General features: G+C 61.4%; 17 protein-coding genes, 2 tRNA genes and 1 pseudogene. 10 read left to right on the top strand and 10 right to left on the bottom strand.

Annotated elements, in window-relative coordinates:
• Nucleotides 1-220: 220 nt before the first annotated feature.
• The 6 genes from P0Y59_05395 to P0Y59_05370 are packed head-to-tail and all read left to right on the top strand — an operon-like array spanning nt 221 to nt 6,856.
• Entirely contained in the window at nt 221-889 is a 669-nt protein-coding gene (locus tag P0Y59_05395) for a response regulator transcription factor (protein ID WEK01125.1), read from the top strand.
• A complete protein-coding gene (locus tag P0Y59_05390; GenBank protein WEK01124.1) occupies nt 876-2,864 on the top strand; it encodes a sensor histidine kinase in 1,989 nt (662 codons plus the stop codon). The genes P0Y59_05395 and P0Y59_05390 overlap by 14 nt, the downstream gene beginning before the upstream one ends.
• A gap of 33 nt (nt 2,865-2,897) precedes the next feature.
• A complete protein-coding gene (locus P0Y59_05385; protein ID WEK01123.1) occupies nt 2,898-3,746 on the top strand; it encodes a hypothetical protein in 849 nt (282 codons plus the stop codon).
• Nucleotides 3,733-4,626 (top strand): sulfotransferase domain-containing protein, encoded by an 894-nt coding sequence (locus tag P0Y59_05380; protein ID WEK01122.1) that lies wholly within the window; start codon nt 3,733-3,735, stop codon nt 4,624-4,626. Before P0Y59_05385 ends, P0Y59_05380 begins: the two co-directional genes overlap by 14 nt.
• Entirely contained in the window at nt 4,623-4,886 is a 264-nt protein-coding gene (locus P0Y59_05375) for a PqqD family protein (GenBank protein WEK01121.1), read from the top strand. Before P0Y59_05380 ends, P0Y59_05375 begins: the two co-directional genes overlap by 4 nt.
• Nucleotides 4,883-6,856 carry an asparagine synthase-related protein gene (locus P0Y59_05370; protein WEK01120.1) on the top strand — a complete coding sequence of 658 codons (1,974 nt, stop codon included), beginning with the start codon at nt 4,883-4,885 and terminating at the stop codon, nt 6,854-6,856. Before P0Y59_05375 ends, P0Y59_05370 begins: the two co-directional genes overlap by 4 nt.
• A gap of 237 nt (nt 6,857-7,093) precedes the next feature.
• Here the strand turns inward: P0Y59_05370 and P0Y59_05365 are convergent, their stop codons facing one another.
• The 4 genes from P0Y59_05365 to P0Y59_05350 all read right to left on the bottom strand — a co-directional run bounded on the left by P0Y59_05365 (nt 7,094) and on the right by P0Y59_05350 (nt 13,721).
• Entirely contained in the window at nt 7,094-7,426 is a 333-nt protein-coding gene (locus tag P0Y59_05365) for a hypothetical protein (protein WEK01119.1), read from the bottom strand.
• An 823-nt stretch (nt 7,427-8,249) separates the two neighbouring features.
• Nucleotides 8,250-8,954, bottom strand: coding sequence for a hypothetical protein (locus tag P0Y59_05360; GenBank protein WEK01118.1), 705 nt, complete (start codon nt 8,952-8,954; stop codon nt 8,250-8,252).
• A 279-nt stretch (nt 8,955-9,233) separates the two neighbouring features.
• Complete coding sequence (locus P0Y59_05355; GenBank protein ID WEK01117.1) at nt 9,234-13,442, bottom strand: hypothetical protein; 4,209 nt, start codon at nt 13,440-13,442, stop codon at nt 9,234-9,236.
• Nucleotides 13,443-13,502: 60 nt separating this feature from the next.
• Nucleotides 13,503-13,721: a hypothetical protein gene (locus P0Y59_05350; GenBank protein ID WEK01116.1), complete on the bottom strand. Its 219-nt coding sequence runs from the start codon at nt 13,719-13,721 to the stop codon at nt 13,503-13,505.
• A 305-nt stretch (nt 13,722-14,026) separates the two neighbouring features.
• On the opposite strand from P0Y59_05350, the pseudogene P0Y59_05345 reads away from it, so the two are divergent.
• Nucleotides 14,027-14,296: pseudogene (locus P0Y59_05345) on the top strand (TrbC/VirB2 family protein).
• Nucleotides 14,297-14,548: 252 nt separating this feature from the next.
• Here P0Y59_05345 and P0Y59_05340 read toward each other — a convergent pair.
• From P0Y59_05340 to P0Y59_05320, 5 genes are all read right to left on the bottom strand, one after another.
• A tRNA-Pro gene (locus P0Y59_05340) sits at nt 14,549-14,625 on the bottom strand.
• A gap of 106 nt (nt 14,626-14,731) precedes the next feature.
• The gene (locus P0Y59_05335; protein WEK01115.1) at nt 14,732-15,490 is read right to left on the bottom strand and encodes an SDR family NAD(P)-dependent oxidoreductase; all 759 of its coding nucleotides are present in this window, start codon (nt 15,488-15,490) and stop codon (nt 14,732-14,734) included.
• 63 nt (nt 15,491-15,553) lie between these two features.
• Complete coding sequence (locus tag P0Y59_05330) at nt 15,554-15,862, bottom strand: DUF805 domain-containing protein (protein ID WEK01114.1); 309 nt, start codon at nt 15,860-15,862, stop codon at nt 15,554-15,556.
• On the bottom strand, nt 15,859-16,314 hold the full coding sequence (locus P0Y59_05325) for a BA14K family protein (protein ID WEK01113.1): 456 nt from the start codon (nt 16,312-16,314) through the stop codon (nt 15,859-15,861). The genes P0Y59_05330 and P0Y59_05325 overlap by 4 nt, the downstream gene beginning before the upstream one ends.
• Nucleotides 16,315-16,479: 165 nt before the next feature.
• Nucleotides 16,480-17,205 carry an outer membrane beta-barrel protein gene (locus P0Y59_05320; GenBank protein ID WEK01112.1) on the bottom strand — a complete coding sequence of 242 codons (726 nt, stop codon included), beginning with the start codon at nt 17,203-17,205 and terminating at the stop codon, nt 16,480-16,482.
• Nucleotides 17,206-17,503: 298 nt separating this feature from the next.
• Between P0Y59_05320 and P0Y59_05315 the strand changes: the two genes are divergently transcribed.
• The 3 genes from P0Y59_05315 (at nt 17,504) to P0Y59_05305 (ending at nt 21,616) form a co-directional block, all read left to right on the top strand.
• On the top strand, nt 17,504-17,986 hold the full coding sequence (locus P0Y59_05315; GenBank protein ID WEK01111.1) for a sigma-70 family RNA polymerase sigma factor: 483 nt from the start codon (nt 17,504-17,506) through the stop codon (nt 17,984-17,986).
• Nucleotides 17,987-18,104: 118 nt separating this feature from the next.
• Nucleotides 18,105-19,058 (top strand): FecR domain-containing protein, encoded by a 954-nt coding sequence (locus P0Y59_05310; protein ID WEK01110.1) that lies wholly within the window; start codon nt 18,105-18,107, stop codon nt 19,056-19,058.
• Nucleotides 19,059-19,213: 155 nt separating this feature from the next.
• Complete coding sequence (locus P0Y59_05305) at nt 19,214-21,616, top strand: TonB-dependent receptor (GenBank protein WEK01109.1); 2,403 nt, start codon at nt 19,214-19,216, stop codon at nt 21,614-21,616.
• Between the two features lie 317 nt (nt 21,617-21,933).
• On the opposite strand, the gene P0Y59_05300 is transcribed toward P0Y59_05305, so the two are convergent.
• A tRNA-Ile gene (locus P0Y59_05300) sits at nt 21,934-22,010 on the bottom strand.
• Nucleotides 22,011-22,024: the final 14 nt, after the last annotated feature.

The raw sequence follows: 22,024 nt of genomic DNA, 5'->3' as shown, positions 1-22,024 counted from the left end.
TCGCTCCCCCGGCGGTCGAACGGTGACAAGGCTGATTGTCATTTCGAACGCCATGCGTCCGGCACCCCGTCTCCCGATCATTTCTAGGGTGAAGAAATAGATCCACATATCGCTATAAATAGCGACATGACGCCCTGACCCGTTGTGGTAAAACCGGCCCGAACAAGCCGTCGAACAGCGGCCTGGGAGGGCGAGCGCCCGCGGGGGAACGGATCGGCCGATGACTGCGACCAACGGCTCGGCCATCCTGCGTATTGCCCTGGTCGAGGACGATCTTTCGTTTCAGGATAGCTTTGCCGCCGCCATTATCGCGGCCGGCGACATGATCCTCGCGGGGACCGCCCATAATGTTGCCCAGGCATCCAGACTGCTGGAGGGCGAGCCGGTCGATATCCTCGTCGTCGACCTGGGACTGCCAGACGGATCTGGGATTGATGTCATCCGCGCGGCGCATATCGCCTGGCCGTTCTGCGGGATCATGGTCAGCACCACCTTCGCCGACGACAGGCACGTCATCCCGTCGATCGAGGCGGGTGCCACGGGCTATCTGCTCAAGGACAGTTCGGCCCAAAGGATGGCAGAAGAGATACGCTGCCTCCATTCGGGCGGCAGCCCGATCAGCCCGCGTATCGCGCGCCAGATACTGCTGCGCTTTCGCCCGCACGAACCGCAGCCCGAAGCACTGGCACCATTGGCGGCTCCCTTGTCGCCGCGCGAACGCGAAGCGCTCCAGCTCATCACCAAGGGCTTCAGCTATGACGAGATCGCCGAACTCATGTCGATCTCCCGCAACACGGTCATGACCTTTGTCCGAAGAATCTACCAGAAGCTTGAGGTAAAATCGAAGGCCGAAGCAATTTTCGAAGCCAGAAGCCATGGAATTCTTTAGAGGTCTTCGCAACTACGCCATCGTGGTGCTGGCAGTGTTTGCGGTGTTGATCGGCATTTACTCAGCGAGCAAGCCGAACGGCATCCACCTCACCGAGGCAAACATCCTCATTCAATATACCGATGGCTATGCTCGGCCGCCCCGCATGGTAGATCCACGCTCGATCATGGGCACCTGGCACCACGTCCAGTTGCCCTATGCGCCACACCCCAAGATTCTGCCGGGGCAAGCCGATGACGTCTCGCTCACGCCGACCCAGACCACCTGGTATCATTTCCGCCTGCCCGCCGGGGCCCATCCTCCCTCCGAGGCCTATCTCTATATCCCACGCTGGAAGACGGACGGTGAGATCGCGATCTATGTCGACGGTGCCCTCCACTACCAGTCGCATGCGAACCTGCAATGGAATGGCTCGAACCAGCCGCTCTGGATAGCCTTCGATGACACCGCAGGGGGTACGCCGCCACGCGACATCGTGGTACGGCTGCGTCATGTTCGCGGCATCGGCGGTGCGTTGTCGAGCCTCTGGGTCGGCAGCTATGCGGAGGTTGGCCCCGCCTACATGGTGCGCAACTTCTTTCAGGCCCAGTTGCCGTATATCGGCAGCGCGGCCTTTCTAGCGAGTGGCATCTTCGCGCTGTTCGTCTGGTTCGGCCGGCGGCGGGAAACGCTCTACCTGCTGTTCTTCACCGTGACCGTCGCGACGTTCGTGCGGACCATGCACAATTACATGGGACTGGATCGTCTGCCGATTTCCGATGCCTGGTTTGGCTGGCTTACCGTCAATTCGATCATGTGGATCATCGCGAGCGTCCACCTGTTCCTGATCAGAATCCACCTGCATCGTCAGACGCTGCTGACTTGGACGGTGGCCATCATAACGGCGTTCTTCGCGATTGCGACGCTACCACTCGTGGCAGGCTCGCAGGACGCGACCATCGTCGCGCCGTTGATGTATCCGGCGATGTTCGTGATCGGCAATCTGGTCTGCCTGAACGGGCTCTACTGGAGTTGGCGCGCTCGCTCGCTGCAGGGATGCGCGCTTGCCGCCTGGGGCGTGCTCGGTGCGCTGCTCGGCGCCTATGACTGGATGCTCCAGAACAACTTCGTCAATATCGAGAACATATTCCTGTCCGTCTATGCGCAGACCGCGATGACCATCGCGTTCTGCCACGTCATCCTCAGCCGCTATACGGTTGCGGTGGGCGAGGTGGAACGCGCTAATATCGTCCTTGGCGAGCGGCTCGCAGCGCGCGAGGCTGAGCTGCTTGCAAGCCACCAGAAACGCCGCGAGGTCGAGCGGCGCGAACTCATCCATCAGGAGCGCCAACGCCTTATGCAGGATATGCACGACGGGCTTGGCTCTTCGTTGATCACTGCGTTGCGCGTGGTGGAACATGGCGAACTGGACGAGACCGCCATCGCAGACCTGCTCAAGAGTTGTATCGATGACCTCAAGCTCACGATCGATTCGATGGAACCGGTCGAGACCGATCTGCTGCTGCTGCTCGGCACGTTGCGCTTCCGCCTCCAGCCGCGGCTGGAGGCCACGAACATCAGCTTGCGCTGGGAAGTCACCGAAGCGCCGCCGCTTGCCTGGCTCGACCAGCGCCATTCGCTTCATATCCTGCGCATCCTGCAGGAGGCATTCACCAACGTCATCAAGCATGCGAATGCGAGCGAGATAAAGGTCGCAACCCATACCACTGGTGGTGAGGTCATGATCAGCGTCACGGACAATGGCCGCGGTTTCGATCCTGTCATGGCGGGCCATGGTCGCGGCCTGAACAATCAGGTCCATCGTGCCACCGCCATCGGCGGACGCGTCGACGTCCGATCCGGGGGCACGGGCGCGCGGTTCACGCTTTTTCTGCCGGTTCTCCAGCCGCCCTCACCGTCTGCTCCCGCGTACATCGGCTTTCCAGCCGCGGATCAACCCTCAAAAATTGATCGCCCGCCCGATTTGCTCCAATAGGCCGGCGGCGCAATGGAGGAGTTTCCCATCAATATGGCTGTACCTGCCGGCATGGCGCGGTTGCAGGCGGAAGTCGGGCTGAGCGAGGGAAGCGTGCCGGCGTCCCTGCCCAATGCCTTGACCGTTACCCCGACCTACGAGATTTCACACGACGCCTTCCTGCTCAGGCTTCCGAGGGGCCTTGCCTTCCATTATCGCCGGGGTGCCGGCACCGTCTACGCCCGCACCAAGGACATCTTGGACAAGGAAGTGAGGCTGTTCTTCGACGGTTCGGTCTATGGCGCGATCGCCTGGCTGAACGGACTGGTGCCGTTGCATGCGTCGGCCGTATCGCATGCGGGCGGCATCTATGCCTTTACCGGCGTGTCGGGCGAGGGAAAGTCGACATTGGCCGCCGCCCTCGCCCAGCGCGGCCTGGCGGTCTGCTCAGACGATGTGCTCGTGCTTGACCTGAGCGATCCGGGCCAGGTGATGGCGCTGCCGGGCCACAGGCGGTTGAAGCTGTGGGCGGATGCACTGCTGCTGACCGATCGTCAGTCGGATGACGCGGTTCGGCCCGGTCTCGACAAATTCTATGTCGCCGACCAAATCGCGTTCGATGGGGAGCCGTTGCCGATCCACCGGCTCTATGTGCTGGAAAGCATCGTCAACGCCGACCCGGGCATAGCCCCGGTCATCGGAGCAGACCGCTTCGCAGCGTTGCGTTCGGCCTATTATCGTCCGCAGTTCTGCAATGCGATCGCCGAACAGGCCGGCTATTTCGCTGCGGCCTCGCGCCTGAGCGCGGCTGTCGCCATATCGCGGTTCAACCGGTCGCGCGCGCCGGCAGACTTCGCTTCCAGCATTTCCATGATCGAGGCCGATATCCGTGGCACCGGCTGAGCTGCCAGAGACCGGCGGCCGCATCGACTGGCTCGCTTCCTATCCCAAGTCGGGCAACACCTGGCTCAGGCTGCTGCTCGCCAACTACTTCTCCGAAACTGACGATCCGCACGATATCAACGCGCCCGGCGTGACCCGTGGCGTCGCCAGATCGCGCTGGCTGTTCGACAATTTTCTTGGGTTATCCAGCAGCGATCTGTTGCCGCACGAAACGCTGGCTCTTCAGCCACATGTCTTCGACATCATGGCCCGTCGCAACACAGCGCCGGTGTGGTTGAAGGTCCATGACCGCCAGCAGCGCCTTGCCGACGGCCGCTGGCTTTTCCCGCCTGCTGCATCGGGCGTGGTCGTCTACATCATCCGCAACCCGCTCGACGTCGCCGTGTCGAACGCGTTTCACGATGGCCATGCCGACATGGAACGCGCAGTGGATAAATTGTGCGATGCGGCGATGACGATCGGCGCGCGTGGATCATCGCAGATCCCGCAACTGCTCGGTGACTGGAGCGAGCATGTGTCGAGCTGGGTGGATCAACCCGACATCCCTGTCCTTGTCGTCCGGTACGAGGACATGCTGGCGAATGCCGCCGACGCGCTTGCAAGCGTGATTGCCTTCGCGCGGCCCGAAACCGTCCTTGATCCCGCCAGGGTCGACCGGGCGGTGCGACATACCCGAATCGAGGCGCTCCAGGCCGCCGAGCGCGACCGCGGCTTTCGCGAAGCCCCGCGGCGCGCAACTCCGTTTTTCCGCAGCGGACGTGCAGGCGACTGGCTCAGTCACCTCTCCGCCGCGCAGGCAGGCCGTATCCGATCGGCCCACCTCCCGGTGATGCGCCGCTTCGGATACGCCGGGGGGGCTGAATGGAGGCCAGGCAAATGATCTTCCGCAAGAATATCGGGCAGTTCCTCGAGACCAAGATCGATGGCGAGGCGGTGCTGATGAAGGTCGACACCGGCCGGTTCAACGCTCTGAAGGAGACCGGCATGGCGATCTGGCAGGCGATCGACGGACACCGCGATTCTGCCGCCATCGCGGCACTGCTGGCCGAACGCTACGATATCGCGCCTGACAGGTGCGCGGCCGATATCGATGCGTTTCTCAGCGAGCTCGAACAAGCGGGCTTCGTGGTCGCGGCGTGATCGCGCTCTATCTCAACTGGCACGATGTGCCGGTCGATCGGGGCGTCGTCGATCGCTTCACCCGGTCGCTGGCTGCGGGGATCAATGTGGCAGTCGGGCATCATCATACTGGTCGCGCGCTGTTTGCGGCGCATTGCCCGACGCCCGCCATCGCGCGCGTGTGGCAGCCGGCGGTTGCACCCTGCGGATCGCGCATCATGTTCAACGGCTATCTGGACAATGCCGACGCCCTGCGTCGCGATCTCGGGATCGTCACCCGCGATTTCTCTGCGCTCTACGCCGCCGGCTTTGCCCGGTGGGGCGACGCGATCGATCTGCATGCGGTCGGCCAGTTCGCGACCGTCCTTGTCAGCTCCGACGGCCGCCGCGTCCGCCTTGCCCGATCTCCCTTGCAGGCGCCCCCGCTGCACGTTTGGCACGACGGCGACCGCCTCATCATCGCCTCGACCGCACGCATCGTGTTCGCCAGCGGCGAGGTTGCACCCCAGATCGACGAGCAGAAGATCGCCGACAGCCTCTACCTGAACTATTTCGAGGAGGAGCGCGGCTGGTACAGCAATGTCAGTCGCATTCCGACCGGCACTCGCGCCGCGATTTCGCCCGCTGGCATCACGACACGCCGCTATTATGACTGCGCGACGCTGCCCAATATACGTCTCAGGCGAGACGCTGACTATGTCGAAGCGGCGAATGCCCTGTTGCTTGAAGGCACAAGGGCGGCACTCGATGGTTTTGCCAGGCCGGCGATCAGCCTGAGCGGTGGCCTGGATTCGCAGGCGGTGGCTGTTTTCGCGATGGAGGCGACCGACGGGGATCGGCCGCTGCTCGGGCTCACCAGCATACCCGAAGCAAGCTGCAACGGCACCGACCCATCCTTTTCCGGCCCATCCTTTTCCGACCCGTCCTTCTTTGGCCCGTCCTTCTTCGGCGACGAGCGCCATCACGTGGCCGCGCTCGCTGCGATGTATCCCATGCTCGAGACCGAGACGCTTGACGCCGCTGGCCTGTCGTTCGATCACAAGCTGTCCGCCATGTTCCTGATGGCCGGCGCGGCACCGCGCAACGCCATGAATCTCCACTGGATCCACGCACTGCGCGCACGGGCCAGGAGCCGCGGTTGCGATGTCCTGTTGCTCGGCGCGGCGGGGAATCTGTCGTTCAGTTTCGACGGCAAGGGCGCCTTTCCATCCTGGTTTGCGCGTGGTCGATGGCTGAGGCTGGCGCGCGAGCTGAAAGCCACACAGGGCGACCGCTCGTTTGCCCGGGCCTTCGCATCGCAGGCGCTGCTGCCGTTCCTGCCCGATCCCCTTTACCGCCGCTGGGCGCGCCGGCATTCGGCGAGCGACGATGCTGCGTCGGATAGTGGGGCGCTCGATAGCTGGTGCCCGCTCGATCCCGATTATGCCCGCGAGATGGCCGTCCACGATCGCGCCCGCGACATGGGCCACGACATTTCTTTCCGCGCACGGCGATCGAGTCGGGCATATCGCGCGGCCGGCTTCGGCAACGCGATGAGCGAAATGGGCGATATCAGGCAGGGCCTCGATCTGATCCACGGCATCCCCAGCCGCGATCCGACGGCGTACCGTCCTTTGGTCGAGTTTTGCATGGGAATTCCCGACGACCAGTATCTGCGCGGCGGCAAACGGCGCTGGCTTGCACGCCGCATGCTGCAAGGCCGAATCCCCGATATGGTGCTCAACGAGACACGACGTGGCCGCCAGGCGGCCGACTGGGCAGCCAGGATCGCGCGCGATCGCGGCGCCCTGATCGATGAGCTGGCAGCCTTGGCGAAGAACCCCGCGATGGCGCGCCGGCTCGATCTGCCGAAGCTGCGCACGGCGCTGGAGAACTGGACGCCGGACACCGCCGGGAACAGGGACAGCATAAACCTGATACAACATGCCCTGCCCCGCGCGATCACGGCAGCCCGCTTCATACGGTTCGTCGAGGGCTCCAACGGGGTTTAGGGGTTGCCATGAACCTGCGACAGCGACTGGCGCTGTATACTGCTCCCCAGCGCATCCACGATTCTTCACTCGCGTAGAAACCCTGACGCCAACTCTGCCCCCCAGCGTAACACCGGCCTTTCCTCCCGGCGCGAGAGACAATCCGACGCTCGCCACATCAAGTGCGATAGCACGAGCGTTCTTCGTAGCTGCAACCGCTACACACGGCTGGCGGACGCGCCCTTTTGCGGCACATGATCACTTAGCCAAAGGAGCGCGCTTATCCTGAACAAACATAAATACTCCGCACAACACCCAGCCGCCAAGATAAAGAAAATTAACATTTAATTCTTTAGTTGCCGCATCATACGCGACTATAACAACGTATGTTGCGGGGATTAATAAGAGAGATAATCGCCTGTCACGCAAGAATAAAATAAGAAACAATCCAATTGCACAAAACACGAACGTAGCTTTAGATAAATTCTCGCTCACAGTTCTGCCAATTATCCCATATCGACTCATGATATTCATCATTACAATTGGAAAAGCCAATCCCGATCCTGTAACTTGCCAGAAGGCTGGCGGCATATCAGCTCCCCTTAATTGCGCGCGCAAGGCGGTGGTGGTGATTTATCTAGCCATTTTAATGTACCATCTGCAATAAAAGCTCCTCCATAATAGGAAGCGCCTGCATCTACACTAATTTTGCCTAGGTTCTGGGAGGCATCTCCTCGGTTATCACCCAGATTGCGATTCGCTGAAATCGAGGCGCCGCCTACTGAAATAGGCCCAAGTCCCCCTGTATAAAATGCAACTTGAACGTTGATGCCTGGCTCAGCGATGAGCGATCGAACGGCCCCCGACACTTCATACGATCCAATGCCAACGCCTGTGGCCGGGCTGAGCTGTATGCCGAAATTGTATGAAGCGCCTGTCTCAATATTCGTGATTGAACCGTGAAACTGCGCAGCAGCGGTTCCAGCACCAAACACATCAAAGTCACCAGAAATGTTGTAGTTTCCGTCGTAGCAGCCTGGTTTACTTTGCGGCGATCACTCGATCTTAGATCGCGGCCTCAAGGCCCATACAATAAGAAAAATATCAAGAATTGTGAACGGCGCAAATATGATCGCCGGGTTTCGCTCTGGGATCCAATCTACCAAAACGATTACTAGTAAATGAGCGAATGTTATGGCCAAGACTGAGGGCCAAAACAAGCTATCATGGCGCTGTTCCCAACGAATTCTCAGTGAAATACTAATCGCAAAGAAAGAAAACGCAGCAATCTTTCCTCGCTCCGCCTCACCCAGTGCGACCAGCGTAAAAAATATAACTACTGCGCTCAGTCCAAGAATGAGTCCCCAAACGCGAGGAGAGACGCCTTGATTCTGTTTTTCGGGTAAGGCTGACTTCATTTGCCCTCTCTACATTCCTGATAATCAAGATACCCGTTATAGGCATCTACGCCGGATTGAATCACTGCAAGGCCCGTTCCTATGCCAGGAAGATATTTGGCAACTGCGGATGAGGCTTCGAATGCGCTTGCGAGTGGCCCGGCAGATGCTACGTGGAAGCCAGCTATTCCAAGAGAGATGCTGGAAAGTGAAATCCCGGGCCGCCTCGTATCAGCTGAGAAGGCTGAATTTGTAAGGCCTACGGCTCCGAGCGCGAGGCCTCCCAGCGCGACACCGGCCCTTCCTCCCGGCGCTAAAGACAATCCGACGCTCGCCACATCAAGTGCAATAGCGCGAGCGTTCTTCTTAACTGCAACTGCTGCACAATGGCTGGCGGACGTGTCCTTTTGCAGCGCTCCCGTACCCCCACCGCCTAAAGCTCCTACCCCTCCCACGCCACCGTGCCCTAGGGTTCCATTCAGAATGACGGAACGTCCGCTGCCATCACTGAAATTTCCGCCGTTACCATCCGGCGTTACCGCCGGCTGCACAACCACCTCGCATCCAATTGCAGCCCTATTGCCTTTGTGGGGGCAAGTCTGCAAACCGAACGGATCGATCGCGTTGACCGGATCTGATCCAACATAATTGTACCAATTGACGCCGTTGGCATATCCGATCGGATCGGTCTGCATGAACCGGTCAAGCGTGGGCGAGTACATCAGCAGGGGCTACGACACAACTTCGTTAGGCTACTGCGCCTTGGTTATCGGATCGCGCTCAATATCTTTCCGGCCAATGACACATCGAACGCGAAAATAAAAAAGACAATATCGAGCAATATTGCAAACGAAAGCACCACCCAGAAAAGTGCCGGGCCGTCCTCACGTCGAATCCCGTTCCCGTCAGGTGTCAGACTGCCGATAACAGCGGCTCGCAGAATAACGACAGCTCCGAACAATCCTACAAATAGTAACTGGTAGTTCATGATGCCTAAAATCCTACTTGTTCGTGCATCCGAATATCTCGGTATCTGTATACGTCGCTACCACACCAACCGAAGGAAGCGACGCAGAACCTAGATCAATGGACAGACCGGAACCTGTCCCAGAATCATTCGATGAACTCGCATAACCTAAGCCAATACTCAGATTCAAAAGCGGTATGGGCGCTGAGAAGCCCGCCGAAATGCCGTCAGACATACCAGTGAAAGCCGATATGCTCGAATATAGTTGCGGGCTGAATGTGCCCCCAACAGCCAAACCTGCACCGAAGCCCAAGAACCTATAGTAGCCGTGCGCACCAGTGCTCAGATTCTTCCAGGTGCCCACGCCGCCCAGTAGGCCGATTGCTCCGACAGCCGTCAGGCCAACGCTGCTCGCCTTGATCTTTCCAGCCTGCTTCATCGCATCGGCGCATGAGAACGGCTTCGGCTTTTGCGACGCTCTCGCACCCACTCCGCCTCCTGCTAAAGCTGCGCCCCCTGCAACTCCGCCGTGCCCTAGGGTTCCATTCAGAATGACGGAACGTCCGCTGCCATCACTGAAATTTCCGCCGTTACCATCCGGCGTTACCGCCGGCTGCACAACCACCTCGCATCCAATTGCAGCCCTATTGCCTTTGTGGGGGCAGGTCTGCAATCCGAGCGGATCGACGCTGTTCATCGGGTCGCTGCGAACATAATTGTACCAATTGACGCCGTCGGCATATCCGATCGGATCGGTCTGCATGAACCGGCCTAGCGTGGGCGAGTACATTCGCGCCTTGGAATATTGGAACCCCAGCTCCGATAGCCAGATTTGCCCGGTATACTGAAACCGCCCGGCGTTGCCGCCGCCCGGGATGCCATATTCGTCATATGCGTTCACGGCGACAGCGTTACCGGCATCGTCGGTGACCCTGACGATCGAACCGCGCTCGTCAGCGTCGAGCCAGGTGCGGCTTCCGGTACCGGCGCCGCTATAGGCCACGAGCGGCTCATCCACGCCAGCGCCGTGCACATAGCGCTTCGCGATCACGCCGCCCTGATGCTCGGCCACAAGCGCGTTGCCGTCCCAATCCCAGGTCAGTCCCGACTGCGTCACCTGGTCGATCCGGCCCGCCGGATCATAATAGATATAATTGCCGTTTGCGCCGGAGAGCTGGTTCTTGCTGTTGTAGAGATAGGTAGATGCCCCGCCTGTTATGAGATTGCCGCGACCATCATAGGTCGGCGCCACACTTCCCGAGGCGGTATATTGGTTCAGGCCATTGGCGCTATACGGGCGATCGATATTCGTCGCCCCGGTCCAGGCGAAACCATCGTTTGTCGCGGTTCGCGATGTGATCTGGCTTGCCGCATTGAAACCGAAGGTCATTGTATTCGGTTGCGTGCCGCCATTGAGGTTCAATGCGGTCAGGCGCGAGACGTTGTCATAGCCATAGCTCGTCGACGTGCCGTTGCCGAGCGAGCGCGAAACGCGTTGCCCGAGATTGTCGTAGCCATAGCTTGCGAGCAGGAACCCGCCATTTTCACGGATCGCGGTCATGTTGCCAATTGTATCATATTCATAAGTCACGAAGAACCCGTCACCCCAGGTCAGCCGGGTTCGCTGGCCGGCAACGTCATACTGGCTCGCCAGGGTCGCCCAGGCGCCGACCTCGCTCGTCGCGCGCCCCAGCGCGTCGTAGCCGTAGCCCGTCTTGTGCCCGTTGCCATCCTGCGCCAGCAACAGATGGCCCAGCAAATCGTAACTGTAGGTGACATTCGAATCCGTAACGTCGACCGGATTGTTGAAGGTCGTCGAGATCTGTCGATTGAGGGCATCATAACCAAAGCCGATCGACTTGCCGTCCCGCAGGCGCCGGGTCAGCACATTGCCGTTGGGATCATAGCCGAATTGCTCATAGTCCACCGGCGTGCCGGCGCAGGTGACGCTGCTGGTAACCTGATAGCAGGACCGCGACAGCCGATCGAACCCGTCATAGGCATAGCTTGTCACATTGCTGTTGGCGTCGGTCACCGTCGCCTGCCTGCCGTTGTTGCTATAGGCGATCGTCGCGTCGTCCGACGCATCCGCAGTGCCGTAAGCCGTTGTGACTTTCGTCTGCCGGTCGGCATTGTCATACGCATATTTGGCGACGCGATCGGGGCCCGCGCTACCGGTGGCCTGCAACGTGCAGGCGGATGCCGGTAGCGAGCCCCATGCCGCGTTGTTCAGTCGGGCTACAGTGCAATCGAGCCGCTGGTGGTCATAGCTGTTCTGTGTCACCGCATAGGTCGTGCCACCCGCGCTCATCGTCTGGCTGAGCGGACGGTCGGCGCCATCATAGATCGTGGCGACCTGCCGCACCGTCGAAAAGGCGCTCCACGCCGCGTCACTTGCATCGATGACGGTGCCGATCTCGGCCAGGGTCACCCGCCCCCTGACATCGTAGGTATTGCGCTGTGCCTTGCGAACGAGCGGCCCGGCACCGTCGGGATCCGGCGCGACGATACCCACCAGTTCGCGATCGGCGTCGTAACGATAATAGATGGTGTCATCGCTTCCCGCGAGGGGACCATCAGCGCTGGTGACATTGCCGATACTGTCATAGCCAAGTGTCGTGGTGGCAACGATCGAGCCGTCGCCCGCCTGTTTCGTCACGGTCGCCGGCAAGCTGTTGGCATTGTAGCTGATGCTGGTCTTCAGCTCGTTGGCCGTGCCGGCGCAGCTGGCGCCGGCAAGGCAGGTCGAGGTTCCGCCAAGGACCTGCGCACCATTGACCGTCGTATAGCTGTAGGTCGTGGTTGGCCGTGTGCCGCCGGTGCTTGCCGCTGGCGCCTGAACGGTTAGGACATTCCCGGTGGCGGGATCGTAGCTGTAATCCGTCTGATTGCCGTTGGCATCCTTCGTCCAGTTCGGACTGTTGCACTTGGCGACGCTTGAGCAGGTTCCGTCATAACCCGCCGTGCTCACCAGATCGCTCAACCCCGATCCAGCCTTGGCCACCTGCCGCAGCTCGGTGACATTACCGCGGGCGTCATAGCTATATTGCGTGTAATTTCCTTCCGGCGCCGTCACCTTCTGCAGAAGGCCGTTCGTGCCGTAGCTGTATGTCGTCGTCTTGCCCTCGCCATTCGTCGCCGAGGTGGGCCGACCGATGGTCATATTGGATATGATTGTCCTGGCGTGCCCCAAAGGATCGGTGACCACCGCGGTGCGCACAGTCCCGACATCCGAGAAGGAATATGTCCATGTCCCAAGGTCGACGAAACTGGCCGAGGAAACGCGCGAATTTGCGTCATAGGCAATCGTGACATCGTCGCTGGTGCTGCCGGGCTTGCGTATTTTCGACAACGCCCCGCCATTGCCGGAAAACTGCCATTGCCTTCCAGCGGGGTCCACGACGACATAGTCGGTGGAGGCCGGATAGGTAACCGAGGGACAACTGCTTCCGCAGCTGGTCTTGGTGTTGCTGTATTGCGCGCTCGCTTTGATGAACCATCCGGTCGACGGCGCAGCGCCCGTGATCGCGCTGCTCGAATAGGCAAAAGTGAGCTGATACCCCGCACTGCTGCTGATGCTCGTCAACCTGTAATAGGTCTTGCCGCCACAATTGAAGCCGGCGGTTCCGTTCGGGCAACGCGACACCCTGTTCCAGACGTAGGTGTAGGTCAGGCCATTTGGTTTGACGATCTTGCTGGGCAGCAGGCACGTGCCCTGATCGCCGGCACAAGAGGCGAGATTCACGACATAGCCGGTCTCGTCGATATTATAACTGGTGTACGTCGTGACCGTGCCATCGGCAGCGGTATAGGTCAGGTTTGCGGGGCCACCCCCAAGCGTCGAACCGGTGCCCTGCTGGTTCGTGAAGGTGCTGCCTGACTGGACGAACGCCTCCGAAAGATCGCCACGTTCGACATACCAGGTGGTGATACCGCCGACCGTCTTGCTGAATGCTCCGCCGGTCCAGTTATCCGTCCATCCCGCCCCGGAGGTCCAGGTCCTGGTGAAGGCGATGCCGCCATTGGCCGGGCCGATCGATCCTTCCGTGAAGCTGATGTTCGGCTGCCCCGTCGTCAGGTCGATGCCGAGGTCGTCGACATTGTTATAGCGTGGAGGGGGCGCTGCCTGGCTGGTCTGGGCGAACGCCGGGGCGGCAACACTGGTGCAGAGCGCCGTCGAAAGGGCAAATCGCATCAAATGGGCGCGCACAGGCGCACCTCCGGCGACAACCGAATCCTTCATATCCACCTCTGTTGATTGAAACACCGACTATGGGGCGATGTCGCGCCCGAGAGCGCCCTTTTACGGCGCGCCAGATACCTTGACGTTGGTGCGGTTATCCGCCTTGTCGTGCGCATAGTCGACGGTCACCCCGTTATTGACCGTGCCGCTATGGACGACCTTGGTCAGGCGTCCCTTGGCATCATAGGTGTAGGTGATCGTTTCCGTCGCGCGCGCCGCGGTCGCGCCAGCTAGCGCGGATACGGCGACCACAACAACCCATGCCGTCTTCAACTGCACCAAGACCACCCCTGAATGAGTTCCTGAAAATCCATAGACCACAGCGAGGAAGAGTGTTCAACGACCTACTCCACACTATAGAAAATAGATTTCTTCATTCATGTTATTATTATTCAAAATATACTGAGAACATCGCCTTTCCCGACCTATACAATATTAACAGTTTGATGAAATTACATTCAATGTGGTTATATTTCTCTCTGGACCAAGGGGTCGCCCGCTGTGATTGACGGCATCGTGACGCTTGGCTTCCTATCAATTTCAAGAAGGTTCGCGCTCGCGATCGCGGGTTCATCCGGGAGAGAATCCTGACGCGTCTTCACCAAGGTGGCACCGTGGAACACTTCTCAATTTCTCTCGCCGATCCGACCGGAACGAGTCCGCTTGTCGCCGCTGTGCAATGGTTGCAGGGCACCTTGCTCGGTACCGTTGCAACAACGGTCGCGGTGATGGCGATCGCGTGGATCGGTTTGATGATGTTATCCGGGCGGATACACTATCGACGCGGCGCGACCGTGATACTCGGCTGTTTCGTTATCTTCGGGGCTTCAAGCATCATGGCCGGAGTGACGACGACCGTGTCGAGAGCGGGCCCGGCTGAGCCTGAGATCAGCGCCTCGATTCCCCAACCGGATATGCCGCGAAACATACCAGCCAGTCCGCCACCCCAAAACTATGACCCCTACGCAGGCGCTTCAGTGCCGCAGCACTGATTTAAAGCGTTTTGGAGCAGGTGCTAGAATGCAGCCTACTTTGATGTTGAGCTTTAACAGCCCAAACGCTGGCTCTATTCCCGGATGGACCTAAGGGTCTTCTAAAAATGGTGATGGTCGGGGAGACAGGATTCGAACCTGCGACATCCTGCTCCCAAAGCAGGCGCGCTACCGGACTGCGCCACTCCCCGACTGGAGGGCGGCTTTAGGCGGGGGAGCCCAGCTAAGCAAGGGCCCTGAATCAGGCATCGCGAGAACTGCTTCCGAACGGCTGGGAAGTCGCGGTTTCGGCAAGGATCACCCTCGCCCGAACAACGGCATGTTGGTCGCCATGATCGTCATGAAGGGAATATTGGCGTCGAGCGGTAGCGCTGCCATCTGGACGACCGCGCGCGCGACATGCGCGACATCCATTCGCGGCTCAGGCCGGATGCCGCCATCGGCCTGGGGAACGCCCTGCCCCATCGCCTCGCTCATCCCGGTCACCGCATTGCCGACATCGATCTGCCCTGCTGCGATACGATGCGGGCGGCCGTCGAGCGCGATCGATTTGGTCAGGCCGGTGATGGCGTGCTTGCTCGCCGTATAGGGCGCTGAATTCGGTCGCGGCCGGTCAGCCGAGATCGATCCGTTGTTGATGATCCGCCCGCCCCGCGGTTCCTGGCGCTTCATCACCCGCATTGCCGCGCGGGCGCACAGGAAGCTTCCCAGGATATTGACGTCGAGCAGTGACCGGATCGTCTCGACCTCAAGCGAGTCCAGCGGCAATGACGGGGCGGATACGCCGGCATTGTTGAAGAGCAGGTCGACCCGGCCGAACGCCGCGATTGCCTCGTCGAACAGAGCATCGACCGACGCCGCGTCGGTCACATCGCACGCCACGGCCAGCATTGGCGTCGCGCTCAGTGCCGCGGTCCCGGCAAGGGCGTCGCGACGACGGCCAGCCAGCACCACGCGCCAGCCGGCCTCAGCGAGGGCAAGCGCCACGGCGCGGCCGATCCCGCTTCCCGCACCGGTCACGATCGCCACCCGATTCTGCCCGACCGGATCCTGCATTGTCATTCTCCGACCGCACCGGACATGCCCTGCCCGATGAACTACGGTCAGGTCATAGGCGTTCTATTCCTTGCACTGAACAGAGCGCGGTTCCGAAGCGATGTCGCGCAAGCGCCGAACGGTGACGGCCAGCGTGGGCGACAGAAGCAGTGCCATGCTCGACAGGCGGAAGAAATCGGGATGCGCCCATGCGGATGAGGAGAGTATCAGCCAGTCGAGCAGATAGCTCGTCGCCAGCATCAGCAGCGCGGCAAGCAGGAACCAGCCGAATTCTTCCCGCGATGCGCGGCCGCTGAAGCTCGCATAGAGCAGGAGCGGTCGCGTCGCATGGGCGGCGATCGCCACCCATCGCTCTTCCGTTTCCTCCGTCATTCGCACGGATACCAGCGGCCATCGCTCGCGCGATAGGTATCGGTCCGCTCGTCATAGCTGCCGTAGCGATCGACGCAGTAGCGCCGCCGCTCCCGTGCACGCTTCTCCTTGTCCTTTCCGCTGCTCGCGAGCGCGGCGACGATCCCTCCGACAAGGAGAACCCCTACCGCGCCTGCGACCGCGCCCTTGGCGACATCGTCCTTGTGGCGCTCGCGCTCTTTTTCGTGCCGCCGCCGCTCGTCGTCCCGGTCGCGCCGACACCAGCGGGAATCGCGATTTTCGAAGCGGTCGCAGTCGCGCGACGACCAGTTGTCACCGCCCCGTTCACGCCGCGGCGAATCCTGCCTGTCTTGCGCATACGCGACGCCATCGACGGAAACAGCACCCGACAAATAGGCTGCCATCGCCACTGAAAGAGACAATTTACGGAATCCGGGAATAGCCATCTTCATCGATCTCACCGTGAAATTGCTGCGTAACCGCGTTCGTTTGCCGGCGTTCGACGCCAGGTCTTCCCTGTGATGACGAAGCCGGCGATGGATCACCTCAAAGCTCGATCCGATTCATGCGTCCCGCCGCATGTGCTGTCCGTGGAGCAGCGGGACGCATCCAGCATCTCAGAACTTCTGCCGCAGACCGACCAGCAACGCCGTGGAGGTTGCGCGCGGCTTGTACTGCCGGGTCACAGGCGCGCCGGTGGCATTGGGTATGGTACCGTCAATGCTCAGGCGGTTGACGTTCGAATAGCGCGCGCCGACTTCCAGGACGGTGGCGGGCGACAGCGAGAAGCCGGCGCCGGCGTCGAGATGCCAGCGGAAGCCCCAGTCACTGCCCCTCAGGGTGCTGCCAGTGCCTGCCGTCGGCGCCACGGCGCTGATGCGCGAGAGGTTCACCGTGGTACGCGCCACGCCGATGCCGCCGCCGACATAGGGACGCAGCCCGCCGCCGAGGTTGAGATCGTAATAGCCCGAGATGCCGAGGTTCAGCGTCTTGAGGCGACCGCTCGCAGCCATCTGCTTGCTGGCGAGCTTTTCGAGATTGGCGCCGGCGGTGTCATACCCCACCGTGCCCTCGAAGCGGAAACCGCCAAGATCGTAGCCCAGGCCGATTTCGCCGACGAGGCCGGTCTTGAAATCGGTGTTCTTCTGAAAGGTCGAAGGCGATGTGATATCCCCCCCCTTCATGTGCAGGTCGGCATCGAGCTGCGGTCCGGCACGGACCACCACATAGGTGCCTGGCTCGGCCTCGGTCTGCGCGAACGCCGCGGAAGTGGGGAGCGTCGCGGCAAGCGCGAAGGCCAGGGCGGCGGCGCCGGTGGTGCCGGTAATCGAACGAGAAAACATTGTCGTGTCCTTGCAATGCAATTGGGTCACAGCCCATTCGATCCCGGGCTGCGAGGCTTGAGACGGTGTCGTGGCAGGACCACCTCAAAGAAATTTGCATCGCGGAAATGACGCGGGCGGCTGGCGGACGCTTCGCCGGGAAGCACGAGAAAAAAACTGTGAGGCGCTGGCCGTTCTGCTCCGTCTGTTTCCGAAGCTGATCGGAATCGACAGCGGTTTGGCAGCGCCTTACGACTGTCGTTGCGAGGGACATCAGCTTGATCCGATGAGCGAACTCAATCCGCTATTGTCCATTTTCATGGAGCGCAGGGCGAGCTTGCTGCGCTATTTCACGGCGCGGGTGGGCGAGGCCGAGGCCGAAGATCTGGTGCAGGAAACCTGGCTTCGCGTGGCATCCCAGCCCGCCAATGACGACGTCCGCAATCCCGCCGCCTATCTTTACCGGCTTTGCGGCAATGTGATGCTCGACCGGTTGCGCCAGGAACGCACCCGCGCTGCCCGCGATGCTGAATGGCGCCGGGTGAATCGCACCGTCGTCACGAGCGGCGAGGAAGTATGCGAGGGTGTCCCGGCCGACGAGGTGCTGATCGCGCGCGATCGGCTGCGCCGGCTTCGCGACGCGCTTGCCGACCTGCCCGAGGCGGTCCAGCGAACCTTTCGAATGCACAAGCTCGAAGGATTGTCGCACAGCGAGGTGGCCGCGCAGCTCGGCGTGTCGCGCAGCCTCGTCGAGAAACACATGATGCGCGCGCTCAAGCATCTCGTCGCGAGGGTTGGGTGATGAACTTTCGGCACATCGATTTTCATTGCGGTGGGGGCCGCCGGGCTTCGTCATTGAAGCTGGCTGGGTCGCCCTTCGGAAAGCAGGAACTATGACCCTAACGGATTTTAGCGAAGCGATGCGAGACGAGGCCGTTTCCTGGTTCGTCAGGCTCCGGGAGTGCGATGACGAGTCGGTCTGGCTCGAACATCAGGGCTGGCTGGAGGCGGATTCGGCACATGCAGCGGCGTATTCGGCGGTCGAACGCATCTGGATCGAAAGCGAGGATCTTCCCCTGCTCGATGCTGAAGAGCCCGCCTCAGCCGAGGTGATCGACCTGGGCGCCCGACGCGCCGAGCGATCGGCCAAATATCGCTATTGGCTTCCTGCCGCCGTTGCCGCGGCGATGGTCGGCGCGGTGACGCTTCAGTCCGGCCTGCTTCGGTTCGGCCCGTCGGGCGAAACCTATCGCACCGATACCGTCGGCACCCGCACCGTGACGCTGGCTGACGGTTCGCGGATCGTGCTCAACCGCAACACTGAAGTCACCGTCCATATCGGCCAGGACAAGCGATCCGCGGAACTGGTCTCAGGCGAGGTCGCATTCGATATCAGGCACGAGGCAAAGCGCCCCTTCGTCGTTGCGGCCGGCGGCCGCGAAATCCGGGTATTGGGAACCGAATTCGACGTGCTGAACCAGGCGGGCATGTTCGGCGTGGCCGTGCGGCGCGGTCTGGTGGCGGTATCCGGCGCGAAGGGTGCGGAGACGACCCGGCTTCCTGCCGGTGCGGCGCTGCTGCGCCCCGCCGGAGCGAAGGCCGACACGGTTTCGCGCGGCGATGTCGACGATGCTTTTGCCTGGATGCAGGGGCGGCTGGTTTATACTGACCGACCGCTCGACGCCGTCGCGCGCGATCTGGCACGCTATGACGGCGGGGTGGTCAGCGTCGACCCGGCGCTGCGGGATATTCGCGTGACCGGGGTCATCAGGATCGGCGATCCGGCGACGCTCGACCACCAGCTGGAGCAGCTCCTCCCCATCAGAATCGAGGAACGCGATGGCCAGCGCGCAATCGTGCCGGCCCGGCGTTAGGTGCAGGTCACGATTTCTAGCGGGCGGCGCACTGCGCGATAGCTTGGGGAAGATCGAAAACCAGCCTATGGGAGTGCGATTTTCGGCTCGGCCTTGACCGGATTCGAGCCACCGCGCCGCCATCCAGCTTCGATTTTGGGAATGAACAGATTCACGTGTCACGGTTTGTCGCGGGCGGTTTCCTCTTTGCCATCATTTCGGCTGCGGCGACTCCGGCCGAGGCCGCTGACCGTGACAGGATCACCCTCAATATTCCCGCCGGTCGGCTGGTGGATGCGATTGTCGCGATGGGCCGGCAAGCGGGCGTGAATGTCGCGACGACGGTTTCCGGCATCAATGGCATGCGAAGCAAAGGCGTCAGGGGCAAGCTGACGATCGAGGCAGCGTTCACGCGGCTTCTGGCCGGGACGGGGCTCGTCGCAACGCGGATCGGGCCCGGTGCGTTCAGGATAGAGCGCCCATCGCCATCGCGACCCCGGCTCCCCGCCCGCCCGAAACCCGTTATTCAGCCGCCCGTCTCGCCACCGCCCGCGGAGGAGCCGACTGATATCGTCGTCACCGCCGGAAAGCAGCGCAACCCGCTGGATCTCTATCCCGGCGCGGCGGAGGTGGTGTGGTTCGATACGCCACGCCTGCGCTATGCGGGCGCACGTGGCACGGGAGCGCTGGTCGACGAACTGCCAGTGCTTACCTCGACCAGCCTCGGCCCCGGTCGCGAGAAGCTTTTCCTCCGCGGCATCGCCGACAGCAGTTTCTCGGGCGCCAGTCAGGCGACGGTGGGACAATATCTGGGCGAGGTGCAGCTGAACTACAACGCGCCCGATCCGGATCTCAGCCTCTACGATATGGAACGCGTCGAGATACTCCAGGGGCCGCAGGGAACGCTCTACGGCGCGGGCTCGCTGGGTGGCGTGGTCCGGCTCGTCCCGCATCAGGCGAAGCCGGGTATCTGGGAAGGCAGCGTCCAAGCGGCAGTGGGCGCGACATGGCATGGCGGCACGGGAGGCGATGCCGCGGGCGTGGTCAACGTCCCGCTCTGGCAAGGTGCCGCGGTTCGCGTGCTCGGCTATGGCAGCTGGTCGCCCGGCTATATCGACGATCTGCAGCGCGGCCTGAAGGACGTGAACGACACGCGAAAGCTCGGCGCGCGCGGCTCCTTTTTCTTCGAACCCGGCGATCACTGGTCGGTTGAACTCGGCGGCGCCTTTCAGTCGACCCGCAACGGCGATGCGCAATATACCGAAGGGACCGGGCGGCCATTGTCGCGCGCGACCTCGATCGCCGAACCTTCGGAAAGCCGCTTCTATCTGGGCCAGATCACCGTCCGCAAGCTGTGGGACGATGGCAAGGAACTGGTCGGCTCGATCGGGCTGGTACGCAATCAGCAGGTTACGGTCTATGACGCGAGCAAGCTTACCGGCGTCGAGGCCACCGAAGCGGATTCGCTCAACATGGCGTATCTGTTGACCACGGAGGCCCGCCTTTCCCGGCTCCGGGCGGACGGGACCGGGTGGGTGATCGGCGCGCATATCACCTCGAGCGACGATCAATTGCTCTATCTGATCGGCAAGGACGAAACGCTGAACTTCCTTCGGGGTATCCGCAGCTATGTGCTCGATACCGCGGTGTTCGGGCAGGCAACCGTCGATGTTGCGCCGCGGCTGCAGGTCACCGTCGGCGGTCGACTGTCAGCGATCCGGCTCCGCGGATTTGAGATATTGCCGACGCGCGATGAACTGAAATTGGACTACGTGACCAACGATCGCGACACTGTCGTGTTCGCGCCGGGCGTGGCGATGACCTGGCGAGCGAATGCGGCGATGACCGGCTATCTCCGCTATCAGCGCGGTTATCGCGTCGGCGGCTTCGCCGTCGTGCCGTTCGGCGAGGCTGGGGACGCAGGCCAGGTAGGCGTGTCCGGCTTCCGTCCCGATACGCTGGACGTCATCGAAGGGGGCATTCGGTTCGGCGCGCACGGCCATGGGCTGAGCGGCAATGTCAGCGTTTCCGCCGCGCGGTGGCGGAACATCCAAGCCGACCTCACCGGGCCGGACGGGCCGTTCACCGCCAATGTCGGCGACGGTCACGTCAACGGGCTGGAATTCAACGCGAACTGGCAGGCACGCAAGGGAATCAATCTTTCCGGCGGGATATTCCTCGCGGAAAGCAACCTCGACAAGCCCGCGCGGGACATCGAGATCACGCGTCGCCAGAAATTGCCCAATGTGCCCGCCGTCACGGCCCGGCTTGCGGCAGACTATCGCAAGATCTTTCCTTCCGGGCGGACGCTCACTGTCGGCGTCGGGTTGCGCTATGTGAGCCGGTCATGGGTCGGCGTGGGGCCGCTCCTCAGGGTGCCGCAGGGCAATTTCCTGCAGACCAGCGCCCTCGCCGAGTATCGTATCGGGCGATATAAAATGTTCGTCGACATGCGGAACCTGCTCGACAGTCGCGGAAACAGATTTTCGGTCGGGAATCTGCTTCAGACCGGCAATCTCGATCAGCGCACGCCGCTCGAACCGCGAAGCATCCGCGTCGGCATCGCCGCCGGTTTCTGAAGATAGAGCATCGTGCTGAAAAGTGGCTACCGGTTTTCAGCTTTTCACGATGCGACAACAAAGACTTAGAACAAGAAGGCCGATTCCGATTTCGGGCTGCTTGCTCTAGTCGCCATCGCGCCGCGACCGGCCCGGTCTCGGAAGGCAGGGTCTTCCCGACTCGGCCAGCCTGAAATTCTCTTCGTCGATATCCGGTGAACGCGCAGATGCGGCGAGGAACCGCAATCTCCCCCGGAAGAGCTTGAGTGAAGATTCTTCAGAAAGCCCTTGATAAGCAAGGATTTATATATGCCATATCGAAGATATGAAGGATGCGTTGGTGGGCCCGGCAGGACTTGAACCCGCAACCTACCCGTTATGAGCGGGCAGCTCTAACCAATTGAGCTACAGGCCCCACCGAGCCGCTCG

The organism is Candidatus Sphingomonas phytovorans, from assembly GCA_029202385.1.
Classification (GTDB): domain Bacteria; phylum Pseudomonadota; class Alphaproteobacteria; order Sphingomonadales; family Sphingomonadaceae; genus Sphingomonas; species Sphingomonas phytovorans.
The sequence above is the reverse complement of the archived record's forward strand: the minus strand, read 5'-3'. Positions and strand labels throughout refer to the sequence as shown.